This is a genomic window from Stenotrophomonas sp. 62841_Sma, from assembly GCF_056482945.1.
Map to the genome: position 1 here is coordinate 1,105,006 of NZ_CM151224.1, position 18,918 is coordinate 1,123,923.

The window sequence follows — 18,918 nt, forward strand, 5'->3', positions numbered from 1 at the left end:
CTACTGTGCCTGAAACGACTTAATCCCCTCCGTCCCCTTTCCGACGATAGCGTGCGCGTATCGTGGAGGGCGGTGAACAGTATTGGCTGCGGCCTGCGTGCTTGGTTGAAGCTGGGCGCATGAAGCCAATCTCGCGTGTTTCCTTCGAAGGCCAGGTGGGTCTGGTGACCGGCGCCGCCGGTGGACTGGGCCTGGCCTACAGCCGCCTGCTGGCCGAGCGCGGCGCGCATGTGGTGATGCATGACGTCGGTGCCGGCACCGATGGCCGTGGTACCGATCCGCTTCGCATCCAGCACAGTGCCGAAGCGTTGCAGGCGCGGGGGCTATCGGTGCAGGCCGTCAGTGATCCCATCGACCATCGCACGGGCTGCCACGGGCTGGTGCAGGATCTGCTGCAGCAGCACGGCCGCATCGATTTCCTGATCCACAACGCCGGCTGGGTCGAGTACCAGACGCTGGAAGCGATCGAGGACGATGCGCTGGAGCAGATGCTGTGCCTGGCCGCGAAGACGCCGTTGTGGCTGGCGCAGGCGGCGTGGCCGGCAATGCGCGCGGCGGGCGGTGGGCGCATCGTCATCACCACGTCCGATCGCGCGCTGTATCCGCAGTACGCACAGCGCGGGCTGTCCGCTTACACGATGGGCAAGCTGGCCGCGCTTGGTCTGGTCAATGTGCTGGCACTGGAAGGTGCCGAGCATGGCATCTTGGTCAATGCGGTTTCGCCGGTGGCAAAGACGCGCATGTGGGGCATCGAGGGTGAGCCCGATGAGCTGCATCCGGAAGCTGTTGCGCAAGGTGTGGCCTATCTGGCATCCGCGCGCTGCCAGGACGGCGGCTGGGTGCTGCGCGCAAGCAATGGCCAGTTCCACGCACTGCGCCTGCAGGAGGCCGAGCATGTGGCGTACCCAAGGGATCTGCGCGCGGTCAGTGCCGACAGCATCGAGTCGGTGGCGCTGCAGTGGCCGGCCATCGCCCGCGCCAGCGTCGACGTGCGCGGCTGAGGGCGTACCCTAGGCGGGTTCCCACTGCCTGCTTCGAGATGATCGACCTGCGCCTGCTTCGCCAGTATGTGGCCGTGGCCGAAGAACTGCATTTCCACCGCGCCGCCGCCCGCCTGCACATGTCGCAGCCGCCGCTGACCGCGGCGATACGACGGCTGGAAGACGAGCTCGGAAGTGAACTGATCGTGCGCGGCAACCGCACGCTGGGCCTGACCGTGGCCGGGCAGACCTTGCTGGTGGAGGCGCGGGCAACGCTGCAGCAGGCCGAGCAGGGGTTGCAGCGCACGCGCGAAGCTGCAGCGGGGCAGTCCGGCAGCCTGCGTGTAGGCTATGTCGGCAGTGCGCTGTATGGCCGCCTGCCAGGTTTGATCCGCCGCTTCCGCCAGCAGTACCCGCAGGTGCAGTTGCACCTGCAGGAAGCCACGTCGCGCCAGCAGCAGTTGTGGCTGCGTGAGCAGCGCATCGACGTTGGCGTGTTGATTCCACCGATTCCCGCCGCCGAGCTGGTACTGCACGACTTCGACCATGACCGCCTGGCGATTGCGCTGCCGCGCGCTCATGCGCTGGTCGACGCGCCGGAGGTCAGTGTGGCGATGCTGGCTGAAGAACCGTTCGTTTCATGGCCTGCAGCCGAGGGCATCGGCTTCCACGCGCAGGTGCTGGGCCTGTGTACCGCTGCGGGCTTCACCCCGCGCGTGGTGCAGGAAGCGCAGGGCATGCACGCGGTGCTGTCGCTGGTGGCGGTGGAGGCTGGCGTGGCGATCGTTCCGGCCAGCATGGCCAGCTTCCGTTCGCAGGAGATCGTCTATCGCGTGCTGGAGGACGAAGCAGCGCGTTTCGACCTGCCGTTCTGCAAGCGGCCGGAACAGCCATCGCCGGTGCTGCGCAATTTCCTGCAGACGGCGGGCACCAACTGATTCTGTGGACCTGCTACGCCTTGTCGCCCTGGAACAGATGCGCAACGGCATAGTCGATGAACACCCGCAGGCGTGCACTGGGATGGCGCCCACCGGGCCATAGCAACGAGAACTGCCCCTGGTGCGTGGGCAGTGCTGGCAGTACCCGCTGCAGGTGGCCATCGGCCAGCGCGTCGGCTGCGAGGAAGTCAGGCATCCAGGCCAGGCCCATGCAACCGATCGCAGCGGCCAGCACGGCCTCCATGTTGTTGCAGGTCATCGCGGTGGGAAGGCGCGCTCCAGCATCGCCTTCGATGCCCGGCAGCTGCCACGGGTGCAGCTTTCCGGTGGTGGGGTAACGGAAGCGCAGCGCGCTATGCAGGCGCAGCTCGCTCACATCACCGGGCGTGCCATGGGCCTGCAGATAGCCCGGCGCCGCACAGAGGATGAAACGGAAGCCGCCCAGCCGCCGTGCGGTCAGGCTGGAATCGGCCAGTTCACCGCTGCGTATCACCGCGTCGAGGCCTTCGCTGACCACGTCGACGATGCGGTCGTTGAAGTCCAGCTCCAGCTGCACCTGCGGGTAGCGCTGCTGGAACCCCGGCAGTACCGGCAACAGGAAGCGGTAGCCGATGGTGGGCAGGCCGATGCGCAGCAGTCCACTCGGGGCGTGCTGTCGCTGCGCCAGATCCGCCTGCGCTTCGGAAAGTTCATCCAGTGCCCGCCGGCAGCGCTGCAGCAGCAGTTCGCCTTCGTCGGTGAGGTGCACGCGGCGGGTGGTGCGCTGGAACAGGCGCGTGCCGAGTTCCTGTTCAAGGCGGGCGATGCGCTTGCCGACCGCCGACGCGGACAGGCCGAGTACGCGGGCGGCACCGACGATGCTGCCCGCCTCCGCGGTGCGGACGAAGGCGAGCAGGGCAGAGATGGAGTCCATGAGAGGCATGATTGCGGAACAGTCGGCCGCAATCAACGTCCATGGAGCCTGTTTTTCAGCAATAGCTGCCTGTCCATCATCAATGCCCCTGATGGATGGAGGCCCGCATGGCCCCGGTTTCGATGCTCCCCGTACTTTCCCGCACACATCAGCGCTGGACCCTGCTTGCCGTCTGCCTGGCTGCACTGGCGCTGCCCTTGTCCTTCTCGGCCGGTGCCGTCGCGGTGCCGGCGCTGGCCCGTTCCGCGGCGTCGTCGCCGACTGCGCTGGCCTGGGTGACCAACGCCTTCATGCTCACCTTCGGCAGCCTGTTGCTTGCTGCCGGTGGCCTGGCGGACCGCTATGGCCGACGGCGGTTGTTCCTGCTGGGTACCGCGGGCTTCAGCATCGCCACTGCCGTCGTCTGCCTTGCGCCCACGCTGCTGTGGCTGGATCTGGCGCGTGGGCTGCAGGGCGTTGCCGCTGCAGCGGCGCTGGCGTCCGGCACCGCTGCGCTGGCGCATGCCTGGCAGGGGCCGGTGCGTGCCCGTGTGTTCGCCCTGCTGGGCACCACATTCGGTGCGGGGCTGGCGCTGGGGCCGCTGCTCGCGGGTCTGCTGTTGCAGGCATTGGGATGGCGCAGTGTGTTCGCCGCGGGCGGTGTACTGACGCTGGCGGCGTTCGCCGTGGGCGCGCGCGCGTTGTCCGAAAGCCATGGCGAACGCGGGCGGCTGGATGTTGGCGGCATGCTGGGCTTCAGCCTGATGCTTGCGGCGTTGACCCTGGCCCTGTTGTGGCTGGGTGAATTCGGCCTGCATGCCATGCGCGTGCAACTGGCGCTGTTGGCGACGCTGATGCTGGGCGGGGTGTTCGTCTGTATCGAACGACTGCACCGCTCACCGTTGCTGGACCTCTCACTGTTCTCGCAACCGGCGTTCCTGGGTGTCCAGCTGCTGCCGGTCGCAACCTGCTTCGGCTACGTGGTGCTGCTGGTGGTACTGCCGCTGCAGTTGCTGGGCGTGCATGGACAGAGCACGACATTGGTCGGGCTGCAGATGCTGGCCTTGTCTGCGCCGATGCTGGTGCTGCCGATGCTGGCCGCGCGCTGGGCGGAGCGCGTTGGAAGTGCGCGGCTGTGCACGCTGGGCCTGCTGGTCTGTGCCTCTGGCCTGTACCTGTTGTCGCGCCATGCATCGCATCCGTCGCCCTCGCAGTGGGCGCCGTTGCTGATGCTGGTTGGTGCAGGAACGGCCTTGCCGTGGGGCCTGATGGATGGGCTGTCGGTCAGCGTGGTGCCGGTGCAGCGTGCGGGCATGGCCGCCGGCATCTTCGGAACCGTGCGGGTGGCCGGTGAAGGCATCGCATTGGCCGCAGTCACGGCCTTGCTTGCGCTGCTGATCGGCCACCAGCTGCAGGGAGCATCGCCGGCATCGTTGGCGCGCGCCGGTGCCTATCTGGCCACGGGGGCGCAGGCACAGGCGCAGGCACTGCTTCCGGCGATGAGCGGCGCACAGCTGCAGCAGGCCAGTGCCGAGGCGCTGGCGATACTGCTGCGTGTCCTGGCGCTGCTGACTGCCGCATGCGCTGTGCTGTTGCACCTGCTGCTGCGGCGGCCAGCGTTGGCCGTGATCAGAACCGATAGCTGATGGTGCCGGTCACCACGCGCGGGTAGCCGGCGAAGCAGTCGCCAAAGGTGCGGCACGGCGCGTAGTAGCGCTTGCCGGTGAGGTTGGTGATGTTCAACGCCATCGTCCAGTCAGTCACCTGTACTTCCACCAAGGCGTCTGCCAGCGTGTAGCTGGGCGTGATGATGCGCCCGCCATTGCCCAGCGACACCGTATTGCCGACATGGCGCACGCCGAGGCCCAGGCGCAGGCGTGCGGCATCATCCAGCTGGAAGCCCTTCGACACCCAGGCCGAGGCCAGGTCCTGCGGGGTGTCGTTGAGGCGCTGGCCCACTTCCAGTGCGAAGTTGCTGCGGCTGACCTCAGCCTCGTTGCGCGCAACGGCAGCGGTGATTGTGAGGTCGTTGGCGAACTGGAACTGCCCTTCCAGCTCCACGCCCTTGGAGCGGATCTGCCCGGTCTGCACCACGTTCAGCACGTTGTCCGGGTCGTTGGTCTGCCGGTTGGTTTCGGTGATGCGGTACGCCGCCAGCGTCAGCAGCAGGCTACGCGCCGGTTGCCACTTGATGCCGGCCTCGGACTGGCGGCCGCGCATCGGCTTGAAGGCGCTGCCGAACAGATCCTGGCCGGATACCGGCAGGAACGATTCGCTGTAGCTCAGGTAGGGCGATACTCCGCCGCCGAGGTCGCCGATCAGGCCGGCGCGGTAGGTGGTGGCGTTGTCGGTCTGGCTGGGTTGGCCTTCGGTCTTCGAGCGTGCATGGTCGCGGCGCGCGCCCAGCACCAGCGAGATGCGGTCGGCCCAGCGGATCTGGTCCTGCACATAGACACCCAGCTGGGTGGAGGTCTGGTCCGGCTGACGATCCCAGCCACGCACGATCGGTGCGACCGATACCGGGGTGTAGATGTCGATCGGCGTGCCGGTGGCGTCCAGCCGCTGCAGCTGCTCCTTGTATTGGCTGTAGTCCACGCCGGCCAGCAGCAGATGCTGGAAGGCACCGGTGGCGAAGTCGAACTGCAGCGCATTGTCGGCGCTGAAGATCTGCACGTCGGGGCGGGTGCCATAGGCCGTGCGGTTGACCACGCGCCGATCGGCGTCGATGAAGGGATCGGCCGGATTGCTGTAGCTGTCCACGTACATCTGCTGCAGAGTGGTCCTGCCATCGATGTAACGCACTGCCGAGCGCAGGCTGAGCGTGTCGTTGAAGCTGTGGTCGAACAGCGCGGTCAGGCTGTAGACGCGCGAGTCGATGCGGTCGAAGTCGGGATCGCCGATGAAGGTGGACGGGTCGAGGCGGCGTCCGGGCGGGGCAAGCAGGGTCGCGGCCAGCGGCAGGAACTGCTGGCTGGAGCCGGTCTTGTCATGCTGATAGCTGGCCAGCAGGGTCAAGGTGCTGCGTTCACCGCGCCAGCTGATCGACGGTGCCAGATAGACGCGGTCATCCTTCAATACATCGGTCTGCATGTTCGATTCACGCACCAGCCCGACGAAGCGTCCGGCAACCGTGCCGGCATCGTTCAAGGCGCCGCTGAAGTCCCCCTGCAGCTGCCTGCGGTCGAAACTGCCGAGCTGCACGCCGACCTCGCCGTTGAGGGCGCCGAAGGTCGGGCGCTTGCTCATTGCATTGATGATGCCGCCGGTGGCGCCGGCACCATACAGCACCGAGGACGGGCCGCGCAGCACTTCCACCCGCTCCAGGCCATAGATTTCCGGGCGGGCGAGGGGGCTGAAACCGTAGCTGCGGCGCAGGCCATCCTGGTACTGCACCGGGTCCAGCCCGCGCACCGAGGTCGCATCGTTGCGGGTATCCAGGCCCCAGGCATCGGCGGTGACGCCGGCGCTGTAGCGCAGCACTTCCTGCAGGTTGTGCGCGCCGCGATCGGTGAACAGCTGCTGGGTGACCACGCTGATCGCCTGCGGCGTCTCGATCAGGGCGGTGTCGGTCTTGGTCGCGGTGCTGGCCCGCTCGGCCACCACCGTTACCTTGTCCAGGGTGCGCGCCGCCGGGGTGTCCTGGGCCTGGGCGATGGCCGAGGCCAGCAGGGTGGGCAGGGCGAGCGTGTACAGCAGCGGACGCGACGGCAGAGCGGGCATCGGGAGTGATCCGGGAAGGGCGGTGACGGCGGATTATCCGGATGCTCGCCTTCAAATACAAATGATTCCCAAGTGCGATTGAGGCGCCCTGGCCCGGCGTCAGGGCAGGCCGTCCGTCGCGCCGCGGATGCTCATCCAGGCGCCGCCACCGGGGGCGCTGCCGGCGCGGACACGGAAGCCGTGCAGGCCGGCAATGGCGGCCACGATCGACAGGCCCAGGCCGAATCCAGGCCCTTGGCCGGCGCTGCTGCTGCCACGGAAGAAGCGCTGGTAGATCAGCGTGCGGTCCTGTGGCGGAATGCCCGGCCCGTTGTCGATCACATCGATCCGGGGAACGCCATGGTCATCGACCGCACGCAGCAGGATGCGGCCGTGTGCAGGGGTGAACTGCAGAGCGTTGGACAGCAGGTTGGCCAGCGCTTCGAACAGCAGCTCGCGGTCGCCACGCAGCGGGCCCACCTTCGGGTCCACCTGCAGCTCCAGCAACTGCTGCTTCTCTTCGGCCAGTGGCAGGTAGAACTGGTGCAGTTCCTGCAGCAGCTCGGTGACGTCGACCGCGTCGAAGGCCGAACGTCGCTGGTGGCTCTCCAGTTCCGACACCCGCAGCAGCGCGGCGAAGCGCGCCATCAGCATGTCAGTCTCGGCCAGCGCCTTGTCCAATGGATCGGCATGCGGGTCCCGTTCGTCCAGCCCCACGCGCATGCGGTACAGATGCGCGCGCAGGCGGGTCAGGGGCGTGCGCAGATCGTGGGCGATGCTGTCGCACACGCCTTTGACCTCGGTCATCAGCTGTTCGATGCGTTCCAGCATCGCGTTGACGATGCTCGACAGCCGATCGATCTCGTCGCGACGGCTGGAGACCGGCAGGCGCTGGCCGAGGTCGCCAGCAACAATTCGACTGGTGGCCGCTTCGATCTGCTGGATACGTTTCAACGGGCGCCGACGCAGCAGATGCCAGCCCACCAGGCCGGGAATGACGGTCAGCGACACGCCCCACAGCAGTGCATCAAGGATGATGCTGTTGACCGCCATGAGCTTGCCATTCTGGCGTACGAATACCAGCGTGCGGCCATCGCGGGTCACCACGCCGAGCGCACTGCCGCCGTTGTCGTGGCGGCCATCGGCCAGCGTCCAACCGTCCACCGCATGCGAGTTGCCATCCAGCGGCAGTCCCTCGGGGATCGCTGTCAGCGGGCCCGCCATCGGCATGCCGCCCTTGTCGAACAACCCATAGGTATAGACCTGGTGCAGATCGAAGCGCTGGCTGTCGCGCAATGCTTCATCCAGTGCCGGGCCGTCGAAGCTCATGAACAGGTGCGCGCGCTGCTGCAGGCCTGATTCGGTCAGGTCACTCAGGTAATCCGAGATGCGCCAGTACATCACGCCCAGCAGCAGGCTCGACCACGCCACGAACAGGATGCAGTACAGGCCCAGCAGTCTGCTGCTGGAAGAGCGCCAGTGGTCAGGATTGCGCGTCGAAGACATAGCCGGTTCCACGGACGGTCATGATCGGCTGCGGTCGGCCGGGTTGTTCGATGCGTTTGCGCACGCGGCCGATATGCACGTCGATCAGGTTGGTGCCCGGATCGAAGTGGTAGCCCCAGACTTCCTGGAACAGCATGCTGCGGGTAACCACCTGGCCGGCGTTGCGAACCAGGAATTCGAGCAGCTTGAACTCGGTCGGCAGCAGCGCGATTTCATGCCCGCCGCGTCGCGCCGAACGGGTCATCAGGTCCAGTTCCAGGTCACCGGCGCGCAGCACGTTGTCGATGGCAGCGGCCTGGCCCTGGCGCCGGATCAGCACTTCCACGCGTGCGGCCATTTCGTCGGAAGCGAAGGGCTTGGTCAGGTAGTCGTCGCCACCGGCGCGCAGGCCACGCACGCGTTCATCCACGTCCGACAGCGCACTGATCATCAGTACCGGCGTGGTGATGCCTTCACGGCGCAAGGCGGTGACCAGGGCCAGCCCGTCGATGCCGGGCAGCATGCGGTCCAGGGTGATCACCGCGTAGTCGCCTGCACGTGCCAGCGCCAGGCCGTTGCTGCCGTCGCTGGCCAGGTCCACGTCGAAGCCGTGGCTGCGCAGTTCGGTGGCGATCTCCTCGGCGGTGACAAGATCGTCCTCGATGGTGAGTACGCGCGGCATGGGCCAGTGTGCAGAGTGGGACAGGGGCATCCTCGCAATCGTGGGCAGCGACTGCAAATGAAAAATGTTTCATGCGCCATTTAGCAGGATCGTGCCGCCACGTCTTCTATATTCGGCGCCGAACGCTCCCCCACGCGTGGAACCTGCAGCCGTGATCCTTCCGAACCCCTCCCGTCCGTACCGTGCCTGGCGGCTGCCGCGAACCGCGGGCCTGCCGCTGCTGGCGCTCGCCCTGGCCGGCCTGCTCAGCGCCTGCGGCAAGGACGCGCCCAAGCCCGGCGCGACGACGCCTGAGGTGACGGTGCTGACCCTGCGCAGCCAGCCGCTGGCACTGCAGCAGGAACTGCCTGGGCGCAGCGTTGCCTCGCAGGAATCGGACGTGCGTCCGCAGGTGGATGGCGTGCTGGTGAAGCGGTTGTTCGAGCAGGGCCAGTGGGTGAAGGCCGGGCAGCCACTGTTCCAGATCGAGCCCGCGCTGTACCAGGCGGCGCTGAACGAGGCGCAGGCCAACCTGAAGACCGCCGAGGCCGCTGCGGTGACCGCGCGCCTGCGGGCGCAGCGCATGCAGGCGCTGGGCAAGGACCAGCTGGCCGCGCGCCAGGACGTGGACGATGCGATCGCCAGCGACCAGCAGGCTGCCGCCGTGGCGCAGGCCGCACAGGCCGCGCGTGACACGGCCAGCACACGGCTGGGGTTTGCCACGGTGACCTCGCCGATTGCCGGGCGCATCGGCCGTGCGCTGTTCACGCCGGGGGCGCTGGTCACCTCGGGCCAGGCCGATCCACTGGCACGGGTGCAGCAGATGGACCCGATGAACGTGGACATCACCCAGTCCAGCAATGAGTACCTGGCACTGCGCCGCGCCATCGCCGACGGTGGCGTGCAGGCCGACACAGCACCGGTGCGGCTGCGCCTGTCCGATGGCACCGACTACCCGCTGCCCGGCACGCTGGAATTTGCCGACGTGGACGTGCAGCAGGAGACCGGCAGCATCACCCTGCGGGCGCGTTTCCCCAACCCGGATGGGCAGCTGCTGCCAGGCATGTACGTGCGCGCGCTGGTGGGACAGGGAACCCGCCAGCAGGCGCTGCTGGTGCCACAGGCTGCGGTCGACCGCAGCCCCAAGGGCGAGGCGCAGGCGTGGCTGGTGGACAAGGACGGCAAGGCCCGGCTGCGGCTGTTCCGCACCGCGCGTGCGATCGGCGACCAGTGGCTGGTCCTTGATGGCCTGGCCGCCGGCGAGCAGGTGGTGGTGGCCGGCGCGCAGGGCCTGGCCGATGGCATGACGGTGCGGGTGAAGCCCGCACCCGCCCCGGTCGGGAAGGACTGAGCGCATGCTGCCGCGCTTCTTCATCCATCGCCCGGTATTCGCCTGGGTCCTGGCGATCTGCATCATGGCCTTCGGCACCATCGCGGTGACCCAGCTGCCGGTGGAGCAGTACCCGGACATCGCACCACCACAGGTCAACATCACCGCGAACTACACCGGTGCCTCGGCGCAGACGGTGGAAGACAGCGTCACCCAGGTGATCGAACAGCAGATCAAAGGCATCGATCACCTGTTGTATTTCTCCTCCACCAGTTCGTCATCGGGGCAGGCGCGCATCACGGTCACCTTCGACCAGAGCGCCAACCCGGATATCGCTCAGGTGCAGGTGCAGAACAGCGTCAACCAGGCGATCAACCGGCTGCCGCAGGAAGTGCAGCAGCAAGGCGTGACGGTGGCCAAGTCGCAGGGCGACTCGCTGATGGTGGTCTCGCTGTACGACACCAGCCGGCGCATGGAACGGGTGGATGTTTCCGATTTCCTGGTCAGCAACGTGCAGGACCCGATCAGCCGCATTCCCGGTGTCGGTGAGATCAACGTGTTCGGTTCGGCTTACGCAATGCGCGTATGGCTGGACCCGCACAAGCTGCGCGCCTATGACCTGATGCCGTCGGACGTGCGCGCTGCGATCCAGGCGCAGAACACGCAGGTGACGGCGGGTGAGCTGGGCGCGATGCCGTCCAGCCCGACGCAGAGCCTCAACGCCACGGTCACCGCGCAGTCGCGCCTGCAGACGCCCGAACAGTTCCGCGCGATCATCCTGCGCACCCTGCCCAATGGCGCGGCGGTGTTGCTGGGCGACGTCGCACGGGTCGAGATCGGCGCGGAGAACTACCAGACCAGCAGCTATCTCAATGGCTATCCGGCGGCTGGCTTCTCGGTCACCCTGGCCTCCGGTGCCAATGCGTTGGCCACGGCCGATGCGGTGCGCGCGGAGATCGAACGGCTGCGGCCGACTTTCCCGCCCGGCCTGCAGGTGGCCTACCCGCGTGACAGCACACCGTTCGTGCGGGTCTCGATCGAGGGGGTCATCCATACCCTCATCGAAGCCATCGTTCTGGTGGTGGTGGTGATGTTCCTGTTCCTGCAGAACCTGCGCGCCACGCTGATTCCGGCGATCACGGTGCCTGTGGTGCTGCTGGGCACCTTCGGCGTGCTGGCCGTTGCCGGATTCACCATCAACACACTGACCCTGTTCGCGATGGTGCTGGCGATCGGCCTGCTGGTCGACGATGCGATCGTGGTGGTGGAGAACGTGGAGCGCATCATCCACGACGAGCATCTGCCGCCGCGCGAAGCGACCGAAAAATCGATGGGCGAGATCACCGGCGCGTTGATCGGCATCACCGTGGTGCTGGGCGCGGTGTTCCTGCCGATGGCGCTGTTCGGTGGTTCCACCGGCATCATCTACCGGCAGTTCTCGATCACGATTGCGTCTGCCATGGCATTGTCGGCGCTGGTGGCGCTGACGCTGACCCCGGCGCTGTGCGCGACCCTGCTCAAGCCGTCTTCGGCGCAGAAACCGCAGGGCCGCTTCTTCCGGGCGTTCAACCGGGGCGTCGAGCGCAGCCAGTTGGCCTACCAGGGCAGACTCGGCGGCGTCGTCTCCCGGCCGCGGCGTTGGATGGCGTTCTACCTGCTGCTGGTGGTCGCCATGGTCGCGCTGTACGCGCGGATGCCCACCGGCTTCCTGCCGGTGGAAGACCAGGGCCAGGTAACCTTCCAGTTCTCCACGCCGGAAGGCACGCCGATGGCACGTACCGAAGCGCTGGGCGAGCAGATCAGCCGCTACTTCATGGAGCACGAGAAGCAGAACCTGGATGTGGTGTTCGTGGTGGTCGGCCGCAACAATGCCGGCACCGGCCAGAACGCCGGGCAGGGCTTTCTCGCACTGAAACCCTGGGATGAGCGCACGGGCGACAACACCGCTGCGGCGATCATCACGCGAGCCAATGCCTACTTCCGCCGCTTGCCGGATGCCAAGGTCAATGTACTGGCACCGCCGGCGGTGCGTGGACTGGGCCAGTCCAGCGGCTTCGAACTGTGGCTGCAGGACACCAGCGCGGCCGGGCGCGTGGCCCTGCAGGCGGCGCAGGAACAGGTGGTGCGCGCGGCCGGCGAAGACGACGGGCTCACCTCGGTGCGCCTGAACGGTCTGGGCGACAAGGCCGAGCTGCGGCTGGACATCGACCATGCCCAGGCCAGCGCACTGGGCCTGGCCCAGGCTGACATCAATTCAACGTTGTCGGCGGCGTGGGGCGGGAGCTACATCAACGACTTCCTCGACCGTGGCCGGGTCAAGCGGGTCTACATGCAGGGCGACCAGCCCTACCGCAGCGTGCCCGACGACATCGGCCAGTGGTATGTGCGCGGTGGCAACGGCCAGATGGCGTCGTTTGCCAGTTTCGCCAGCAGCCACTGGGCGCGCGGGCCGCAACTGCAGCAGCGCTTCAACGGCCTGCCGGCGATGCAGATCCAGGGCAGCGCTGCCGAAGGCCGCAGCTCGGGCGAGGCGATGCAGCGCATGCAGGCGCTGGTTGCCGATCAACCCGGGTTCGACCTGCAGTGGAGTGGCCTGTCCTACCAGGAACAACTGGCCAGCAACCAGACGTTGTGGCTGTACATCGCCTCCATTGCCTTCATCTTCCTGTGCCTGGCAGCGCTCTATGAGAGCTGGACGGTGCCGGTGGCAGTGGTGCTGGTGATCCCATTGGGCGTGATTGGTACGGTGCTGGCGACTACCGCGGCCGGGTTCGTCAACGACATCTACTTCCAGGTGGGTCTGCTGACGACCATCGGCCTGTCGGCCAAGAACGCGATCCTGATCGTGGAGTTTGCCGAGGCACGCTATCGCGCTGGTAGTTCAGCGGTGGAAGCGGCACTGCAGGGCGCACGCCTGCGCCTGCGCCCGATCGTGATGACGTCGTTGGCCTTCGTGGCCGGTGTGATCCCGTTGGCGTTGGCCACCGGCGCGGGCGCAGTCAGCCGCCGTGAAATCGGCATGAGCGTGATCGGCGGCATGGTCTCCGGCACGGTGCTGGCAGTGGTGCTGGTGCCGTTGTTCTTCGTGCTGGTGCGCCGCCTGGGCCGGTCACGGCCGCAGGACTGAGGGGGGCGCGGCTGTCATCTGGCTGCCGCGGCGCCCTCACCCGTTCTTTGCCCAGGTGCCGCTAGCGTAGGTCGTCCCCGTCCCCCACGGAGACCTGCCATGTGGCTGCTCGATCATCTCTGGCCCGGCCGTAGACCTGTTCCTTCCCCGGTCGCCACCGAACCGCAGGCGACGCCCCGCCGGCCCTGGCTGAAGCGCCCGGTGCGGGCAGGCCGCAGCGGCATGGCCCCCTGGCAGAAGGTTGCCGCACCGCCACGGCGCACGCGCCACTAACCGGTGCGGTCTGCGGGATGGTTGACCCCATCATTGACCGGGATCACACCCAGCGCGAACGGGTCGATGCCTTCCAGGCAGGCCACGTTGTAGCCGTACTGTTCCGGGTTGGAGCGGCGCCGGTGATGGGTGTAGATGCCGCACACGCCACAGAAATAGTGCTCGGCCACATGGGTGTTGAACTGGTACAGCTGCAGGTGGTTCTGCCCGCGCACCACCTGCAGGCCCGCGCGGCTGACGCTGGCGGCAATGGCCCCCCGGCGCCGGCACATCGAGCAGTCGCAGCGGCGGGGTTCGACAATACCGTCCGGCAGGTCCAGCAGCAGTTCGACCGTGCCGCAGTGGCAGGTGGCTCGGTGCCGGGGTTGGACCGGAACGCCGGCCACGGAAGTGATGCCCATCGTTGCTCCTGTGAAGTGAACCTGGCCGCAGAGGCCGCCGCCGACGGTGCGCTGCCCAGCCTGAACGGTCCGTAGATGCCACGGTGAACCCGCTTGTGGCTAACTATGCGGCTTCGAGACCGCGACAGGATGCCAGTGAACGCCGCAGGACGTTGGATGACAGGGAGTGCCATGGCGCTGGCGGCGCTGTGGGTGAGCGGGCTGCTGGCCTACCAGCTGCCGGGGCCGGGTTGGCTGGCCACCGGCGTGGCCGTGCTGTGGCTGCTGGTGGCGCTGTGGGCGTCGTGGCGGGTCGCGCGGGGACGTGCCTCCCGCCGCCTCGGCACGGCCTTCGGTGTGGCGCTGGCGTTGGCCGGCCTGTGGTGGCTGCTGCTGACCCCGCGCCAGGACCGCGTATGGGCCGACGACGTGGCCCAGCGCCTGCATGTGGTGTCCTTCGACGGGCGCCATGTGGTGCTGGACAACGTGCGCGACTTCAGCTGGCGCAGTGAAACCGACTACGACGCGCACTGGGTGCGCCGCGAATACGACCTGGACCAGCTGCGCTCGGCCGACCTGGTGCTGTCGTACTGGATGGGCCCGGCGATCGCCCACACGCTGATCTCGTTCGGTTTCGAGGATGGTCGCCACGTGGTGTTCTCGCTGGAGATCCGCAAGGAGCGCGGCGAGTCGTTCTCCGCGCTGGGCGGCTTCTTCCGCAAGTTCGAGATGACCCTGGTGGCCTCGGAAGAGACCGACATCATCCGCACGCGTACCAACGCGCGGGGCGAGGATGTCTACCTGTACCGCCTGCACGGCATGGATCGCGCGCAGCTGAAGGAACTGTTCGCTGCGTACATCAAACAGGCGCGTGAACTGGATGCCAAGCCGGGTTTCTACAACACGCTGACCAGCAACTGCACGACCATCGTCTTCGACCTGGCCCGCCACATCGCGCCGCGCCTGCCGTTGGACTATCGGCTGCTGCTGTCCGGTTACCTGGCCGAGTACGCGCAGGAGGTCGGCGCGCTCACGCCGGGCGTGCCGTACACCGAGCTGCACGACAAGGGCCGCATCACCCAGCGCGCATTGGACCTGGGTGATGGCGAGCATTTCTCCACCGTGATCCGCCAGGGCGTGCCCGGCACCGAGCAGGACCCGCAGTAATGACCCAACTTTTTCTGACCCGCTGGCAGCGCCTGCTGCCGGTGTTGTTCGCCGCCTTCCTGCTGCTGGGCAGCAGCGGCTGCGCGATGGTCACCGTCAAGCAGGTCAAATCCAGTGATTCACTGGTCAACAAGCGCGCGGATGTGCTCAACACCGGCAAGCTCAGCCCTGCCGCGCGTGAAACGCTCAGCGCAGCGGGCCTGGACGAATCGCAGTGCGAGAAGGACTTCCTGGTCTGCCGCAGCACGTTGCTGATGACCGACGACCTCAATGTCGAGCAGCGGCTGTCGGCGCTGTCCGAGCTGTGGGTGAAGGCTGCATTGGCGATGACGCCGAAGAAGACCGCCGCAGGCGACCCGCCGATGAGCGATGCGGCATTGGATGCCTGGCTGGAAGCCGCGCGCTATGCCTATGCCTACCTGTTCTACAGTGGCCGCTCACCGTCCGACCGGGCCTTCGAGGACCGCCAGACGCAGGTGCGCGACTACTACAACTACGCGGCCGAGAAGGCGGCGGTGGTGTTGTTCGTGCGCGCACGTGCCGCTGCGCTGGCCGGCGAGGACTATACGAAGCCGCTCACGGTCGGTAGCTGGTCGCTGGCCTCCAACTACCAGCAGCTGGGTCTGAAGAGCATTCCGGCGCAGCTTGTGCCGGCGGGAACGGTCAGCTTCGTCGGCCTGCGCAGCACCTATCGCCGCGATGGCTTCGGTGCCGAGCTGGTGATGGTGATGGACCCGCCGAAACTGGTCGCGCCAGTGATCGCGCCCGACGGCCCAAAGGCGGAAACCGCGCAGGACGATGAGGACGATGAGCGTCGCGGCCGCCGCCACCGCCATGACGATTCGGTGCCCGAGTTCAGTGAGATGTCCTCGATCAACGTCACTGCGCTTCTGCGGTTCGAAGGCAGCAGCCTGGAAGACGTGATGCGCACGCGCCGGGTCGAGCTGGATGCCTATTCGCCGGAAGCGACCGAGCGCATCACTCTGCACGGTGAGCAGGTACCGCTGGCCGGCAACTTCACTGCCGCCTACGGCCTGTGGCTGGCGCAGAGTGGCTTCGCCCGGCAGTCGCTGCGTACGCTGTTCGGCATGAGCGAGGGCATCGGCGAGCCGCACATCTACCTGATGCAGCCGTGGGACCCGAACCGCCGCATCATCTTCATGCTGCACGGCCTGGCCAGCAGCCCGGAAGCGTGGGTGAACCTGGCCAACGAGATCATGGGTGACCCCGAGCTGCGCCAGCAGTTCCAGGTGTGGCAGGTCTATTACCCGACCAATGCGCCGATCGCGCTGAACCGCTACGAGATCGCCAATGCATTCAACGACACGCTGAAGCATTTCGATCCCAACGGCAGCACGCGTGCGTCGAAGGACATGGTCTACATCGGTCACAGCATGGGCGGCGTGCTGGCGCGCCTGCTGGTGAGCGATTCCGGCGATGTACTGTGGAACGACCTGTTGGCCAACTACGACCTGAAGGGGGAACGGCTGAAGCGGGTGCAGAGCAAGCTGGGCCCGCTGCTGCATTTCAAGGCACAGCCGAACGTGGAGCGTGCGATCTTCATCGCCGCGCCGCACCAGGGCACCGACATTGCCGGCAACAAGGTCGGTCGCCTGATCGGTCGCTTGGTACGCCTGCCGCTGACAATCCTCGGCAAGTTCGAGGACGTGTTCATGGCACTGGCACAGGCCGAACAGCAGGTCGATGGCACCGCCAAGCCGAAGATCCCGAACAGCATCGACAACCTCAAGGCCAGCGATCCGTTCGTGAAGGCCGCCGCACAGCTGCCGATTGAGGCGGGCCTGAAGTACCACTCGATCATCGCCCAGCGCAAGCCGGAGCTGCCGGTGGAGAAATCCGATGATGGGCTGGTGCCGTACTGGAGCGCACATCTGCCGGGCGCGCTGTCGGAGAAGGTGATCATCTCCGGCCACAGCGTGCAGGAAACCCCGCAGGCGGTGCTGGAGGTGAGGCGCATCCTGCACCGGGATATCGATGACATGGGGACCGGCAGCCGGTAGTGCCGGCCGCGGGCCGGCAATCCCGCAATGCGGCGGTGCTACACCCGCCGCGCGATTACCGTGGCCAGCAGTGCCAGGCCGAAGGTGATTGCCAGGCACAGGAAGTAGCCGGTGTGTGGTGCGGTTTCCACGAACAACGCGAACAGAGCACCGGACACCGCCAGTGCGGTGGTCACCGACAACGCTTCGCTCAGCTGCAGCGCCGAGGTGTTGGCGCCCTGCTCATGCGGCGCCGACAGCGAAAGCGTCAGCACCGACAGGCTGGCGTAGATCATGCCCATGCCGAAGCCGGTCATGGCCCAGCCGACCAGTGCCACCGGCAGCGGCACTGCGTTGAACAGCACGGCCAGTGTGGCGGCGATGCCGATCGTCATCAGCGGTGTGCCAACGCGCAGCAGCAGCTGGCGTGACCAGCCGCGCTGCTGGTGACCCTGCAGCCATGAACCGGCGAACCAGCCCAATGCGCCGAGGCTGAGCACCGCGCCGGCCCAGCTGGGCGAGAGCCCGCGTTCGCGCTGCAACAGCAGTGGCAGGTAGGCCTCACAGGCGAAGAATGCGGCCGCCGCGACGCCGCGCAGCGCGATCACGCTGGGCAACCCGCGGCGCAGCAGCAACGTGCCGGCTGGCAACAGGCGGTGCACGCAGAACAGCAGCGCCAGCATGGCCACGCCGATGCAGAGCAGCGCAGGCAGGCCCTGCTGCTGGCCGCCGAAGTAGAGCAGCAGCGCCGCCAGCGAGGCGCCGCTGGCCCAGCGCACCACGTTGCCGCGACCATCGTCGCTGTTTCCTGCATCGCTCGGTTGCCTGCGCGCCAGCGCCGGGCGCAGCAGCAGCGCGGCCGGGACCGCCAGCAGTGGTACGGCCAGGAACACCCAGCGCCAGCCGAGATGCTGCACGATCAGCCCGCTCAGCGCGGGACCGATCATCGACGGCACCACCCAGCCGGCGGAGAACGCGGCGAACACCTTCGGGCGCAGGTGTTCGGGATAGCTGCGGCCAACCATCACGTACAGCGAGACCGAGATCGCGCCTGCGCCCAGGCCCTGTAGCAGGCGCCCGGCCACCAGCATGCCCATGCGCATGGCGAAGCCGGCCAGCAGCAGGCCCAGCACGAAGCAGCCCAGGCCATACCACAGCGGCCGAGCTGGTCCCTGGCGGTCGGCCCAGCGTCCGGCCAGGGTCATGCCGATGACACTGGTGGCCAGGGTGCCGCCAAAGGCCAGCGCATACAGGCGCAGGCCATCCAGCGCCTCGGCCACGGTCGGCATGGCGGCCGCCACCGCCAGGGCCTCGAAGGCATGCAGCGCCACCAGTGCCACCATGCCGATGGTGGTGGCGCGATAGCGGGGAGACAGGATCGACGTATCAGCCGGCGCACGGGCGTCGGCGGGCGAAAGAGTGGGGGACATACGAGTCAGATGCGGGCCGCGCTTGTCAACTGGCGGCGAAGATAGCAGCATGCCACCTCAACTGCAGTTTAGGTCAAGCAATGGTTTCCCAGGAACTCAGCGTTGGCGAAGTCTCCCAGCGCAGTGGCGTGGCGGTTTCCGCGCTGCATTTCTACGAGCGCAAGGGGCTGATCAGCAGCCTGCGCACCTCGGGCAACCAGCGGCGCTACAGCCGTGACGTGCTGCGACGGTTGGCCGTGATCCGCGTCGCGCAACGGGTGGGCATGCCACTGGAAGCTGTCGGCCGTGCCTTCGAAAGCCTGCCCGAGGGCCGCGCGCCGACCAAGGCCGACTGGGCCAAGCTGTCCGCGCGCTGGCGCACCGAGCTGGAGGAGCGCATCCACATGCTGGAACTGCTGCGCGATGAACTGACCGGCTGCATCGGCTGCGGCTGCCTGTCGCTGCAGCGCTGCCGCCTGGCCAACCCCGAAGACGTCCTCGGCGAACGCGGCGACGGCCCGATGCGCTGGGAGTGATCCGCGAAAAGGGGACGGAGGGGATTATGTCGTTTGTGCAT

At 67.3% G+C, this 18,918-nt stretch carries 14 protein-coding genes; 8 read left to right on the forward strand and 6 right to left on the reverse strand.

Features of this window, described 5'->3' with window-relative positions; genetic code table 11:
- The first annotated feature begins 119 nt into the window (after positions 1–119).
- Both ACZK5G_RS05180 and ACZK5G_RS05185 read left to right on the forward strand, forming a co-directional pair.
- On the forward strand, positions 120–1,001 hold the full coding sequence (locus tag ACZK5G_RS05180) for an SDR family NAD(P)-dependent oxidoreductase (protein ID WP_478465527.1): 882 nt from the start codon (positions 120–122) through the stop codon (positions 999–1,001).
- Positions 1,002–1,039: 38 nt separating this feature from the next.
- Positions 1,040–1,918, forward strand: a complete 879-nt coding sequence (locus ACZK5G_RS05185) for a LysR family transcriptional regulator (RefSeq protein WP_478465529.1) — start codon at positions 1,040–1,042, stop codon at positions 1,916–1,918.
- A 13-nt stretch (positions 1,919–1,931) separates the two neighbouring features.
- Here ACZK5G_RS05185 and ACZK5G_RS05190 read toward each other — a convergent pair whose 3' ends face one another.
- Positions 1,932–2,831 carry a LysR family transcriptional regulator gene (locus ACZK5G_RS05190; RefSeq protein ID WP_478465531.1) on the reverse strand — a complete coding sequence of 300 codons (900 nt, stop codon included), beginning with the start codon at positions 2,829–2,831 and terminating at the stop codon, positions 1,932–1,934.
- 107 nt (positions 2,832–2,938) lie between these two features.
- Here ACZK5G_RS05190 and ACZK5G_RS05195 point away from each other — a divergent pair, with 107 nt between their 5' ends.
- Positions 2,939–4,456 (forward strand): MFS transporter, encoded by a 1,518-nt coding sequence (locus tag ACZK5G_RS05195; RefSeq protein WP_478465532.1) that lies wholly within the window; start codon positions 2,939–2,941, stop codon positions 4,454–4,456.
- Here the strand turns inward: ACZK5G_RS05195 and ACZK5G_RS05200 are convergent.
- The 3 genes from ACZK5G_RS05200 to ACZK5G_RS05210 all read right to left on the reverse strand — a co-directional run bounded on the left by ACZK5G_RS05200 (position 4,440) and on the right by ACZK5G_RS05210 (position 8,676).
- Positions 4,440–6,530 (reverse strand): TonB-dependent siderophore receptor, encoded by a 2,091-nt coding sequence (locus ACZK5G_RS05200; RefSeq protein ID WP_478465533.1) that lies wholly within the window; start codon positions 6,528–6,530, stop codon positions 4,440–4,442. The two genes, ACZK5G_RS05195 and ACZK5G_RS05200, sit on opposite strands and share 17 nt — an antisense overlap.
- A 99-nt stretch (positions 6,531–6,629) precedes the next feature.
- Positions 6,630–8,015, reverse strand: a complete 1,386-nt coding sequence (locus ACZK5G_RS05205) for a sensor histidine kinase (protein ID WP_478465535.1) — start codon at positions 8,013–8,015, stop codon at positions 6,630–6,632.
- Positions 7,993–8,676, reverse strand: a complete 684-nt coding sequence (locus ACZK5G_RS05210) for a response regulator transcription factor (RefSeq protein ID WP_100437437.1) — start codon at positions 8,674–8,676, stop codon at positions 7,993–7,995. Before ACZK5G_RS05210 ends, ACZK5G_RS05205 begins: the two co-directional genes overlap by 23 nt.
- A gap of 151 nt (positions 8,677–8,827) precedes the next feature.
- Here ACZK5G_RS05210 and ACZK5G_RS05215 point away from each other — a divergent pair, with 151 nt between their 5' ends.
- Positions 8,828–10,006, forward strand: coding sequence for an efflux RND transporter periplasmic adaptor subunit (locus tag ACZK5G_RS05215; RefSeq protein WP_478465537.1), 1,179 nt, complete (start codon positions 8,828–8,830; stop codon positions 10,004–10,006).
- A 4-nt stretch (positions 10,007–10,010) separates the two neighbouring features.
- Positions 10,011–13,112: an efflux RND transporter permease subunit gene (locus ACZK5G_RS05220; RefSeq protein WP_423163225.1), complete on the forward strand. Its 3,102-nt coding sequence runs from the start codon at positions 10,011–10,013 to the stop codon at positions 13,110–13,112.
- A gap of 269 nt (positions 13,113–13,381) precedes the next feature.
- Here ACZK5G_RS05220 and ACZK5G_RS05225 read toward each other — a convergent pair whose 3' ends face one another.
- A complete protein-coding gene (locus ACZK5G_RS05225) occupies positions 13,382–13,786 on the reverse strand; it encodes a GFA family protein (protein WP_012510263.1) in 405 nt (134 codons plus the stop codon).
- 171 nt (positions 13,787–13,957) lie between these two features.
- On the opposite strand from ACZK5G_RS05225, the gene ACZK5G_RS05230 reads away from it, so the two are divergent.
- A complete protein-coding gene (locus ACZK5G_RS05230) occupies positions 13,958–14,932 on the forward strand; it encodes an Lnb N-terminal periplasmic domain-containing protein (protein WP_478466487.1) in 975 nt (324 codons plus the stop codon).
- Complete coding sequence (locus ACZK5G_RS05235) at positions 14,932–16,953, forward strand: esterase/lipase family protein (protein WP_478465539.1); 2,022 nt, start codon at positions 14,932–14,934, stop codon at positions 16,951–16,953. Before ACZK5G_RS05230 ends, ACZK5G_RS05235 begins: the two co-directional genes overlap by 1 nt.
- A 38-nt stretch (positions 16,954–16,991) precedes the next feature.
- Here ACZK5G_RS05235 and ACZK5G_RS05240 read toward each other — a convergent pair whose 3' ends face one another.
- The gene (locus tag ACZK5G_RS05240) at positions 16,992–18,413 is read right to left on the reverse strand and encodes an MFS transporter (RefSeq protein ID WP_478465540.1); all 1,422 of its coding nucleotides are present in this window, start codon (positions 18,411–18,413) and stop codon (positions 16,992–16,994) included.
- A 29-nt stretch (positions 18,414–18,442) separates the two neighbouring features.
- Between ACZK5G_RS05240 and soxR the strand changes: the two genes are divergently transcribed.
- Positions 18,443–18,877: a redox-sensitive transcriptional activator SoxR gene (gene soxR / locus ACZK5G_RS05245; RefSeq protein WP_032127734.1), complete on the forward strand. Its 435-nt coding sequence runs from the start codon at positions 18,443–18,445 to the stop codon at positions 18,875–18,877.
- The last annotated feature ends 41 nt before the right edge of the window (positions 18,878–18,918 follow it).

Bases quoted from the DNA above. Each gene is read 5' to 3' on its own strand.
- ACZK5G_RS05185 (WP_478465529.1), top strand. From the start codon at position 1,040: ATGATCGACCTGCGCCTGCTTCGCCAGTATGTGGCCGTGGCCGAAGAA.
- ACZK5G_RS05190 (WP_478465531.1), bottom strand. From the start codon at position 2,831: ATGGACTCCATCTCTGCCCTGCTCGCCTTCGTCCGCACCGCGGAGGCG.
- ACZK5G_RS05195 (WP_478465532.1), top strand. From the start codon at position 2,939: ATGGCCCCGGTTTCGATGCTCCCCGTACTTTCCCGCACACATCAGCGC.
- ACZK5G_RS05220 (WP_423163225.1), top strand. From the start codon at position 10,011: ATGCTGCCGCGCTTCTTCATCCATCGCCCGGTATTCGCCTGGGTCCTG.
- ACZK5G_RS05210 (WP_100437437.1), bottom strand. From the start codon at position 8,676: ATGCCGCGCGTACTCACCATCGAGGACGATCTTGTCACCGCCGAGGAG.
- ACZK5G_RS05235 (WP_478465539.1), top strand. From the start codon at position 14,932: ATGACCCAACTTTTTCTGACCCGCTGGCAGCGCCTGCTGCCGGTGTTG.
- ACZK5G_RS05180 (WP_478465527.1), top strand. From the start codon at position 120: ATGAAGCCAATCTCGCGTGTTTCCTTCGAAGGCCAGGTGGGTCTGGTG.
- ACZK5G_RS05205 (WP_478465535.1), bottom strand. From the start codon at position 8,015: ATGTCTTCGACGCGCAATCCTGACCACTGGCGCTCTTCCAGCAGCAGA.
- ACZK5G_RS05230 (WP_478466487.1), top strand. From the start codon at position 13,958: ATGGCGCTGGCGGCGCTGTGGGTGAGCGGGCTGCTGGCCTACCAGCTG.
- ACZK5G_RS05200 (WP_478465533.1), bottom strand. From the start codon at position 6,530: ATGCCCGCTCTGCCGTCGCGTCCGCTGCTGTACACGCTCGCCCTGCCC.
- ACZK5G_RS05225 (WP_012510263.1), bottom strand. From the start codon at position 13,786: ATGGGCATCACTTCCGTGGCCGGCGTTCCGGTCCAACCCCGGCACCGA.
- ACZK5G_RS05240 (WP_478465540.1), bottom strand. From the start codon at position 18,413: ATGCTGCTATCTTCGCCGCCAGTTGACAAGCGCGGCCCGCATCTGACT.
- soxR (WP_032127734.1), top strand. From the start codon at position 18,443: ATGGTTTCCCAGGAACTCAGCGTTGGCGAAGTCTCCCAGCGCAGTGGC.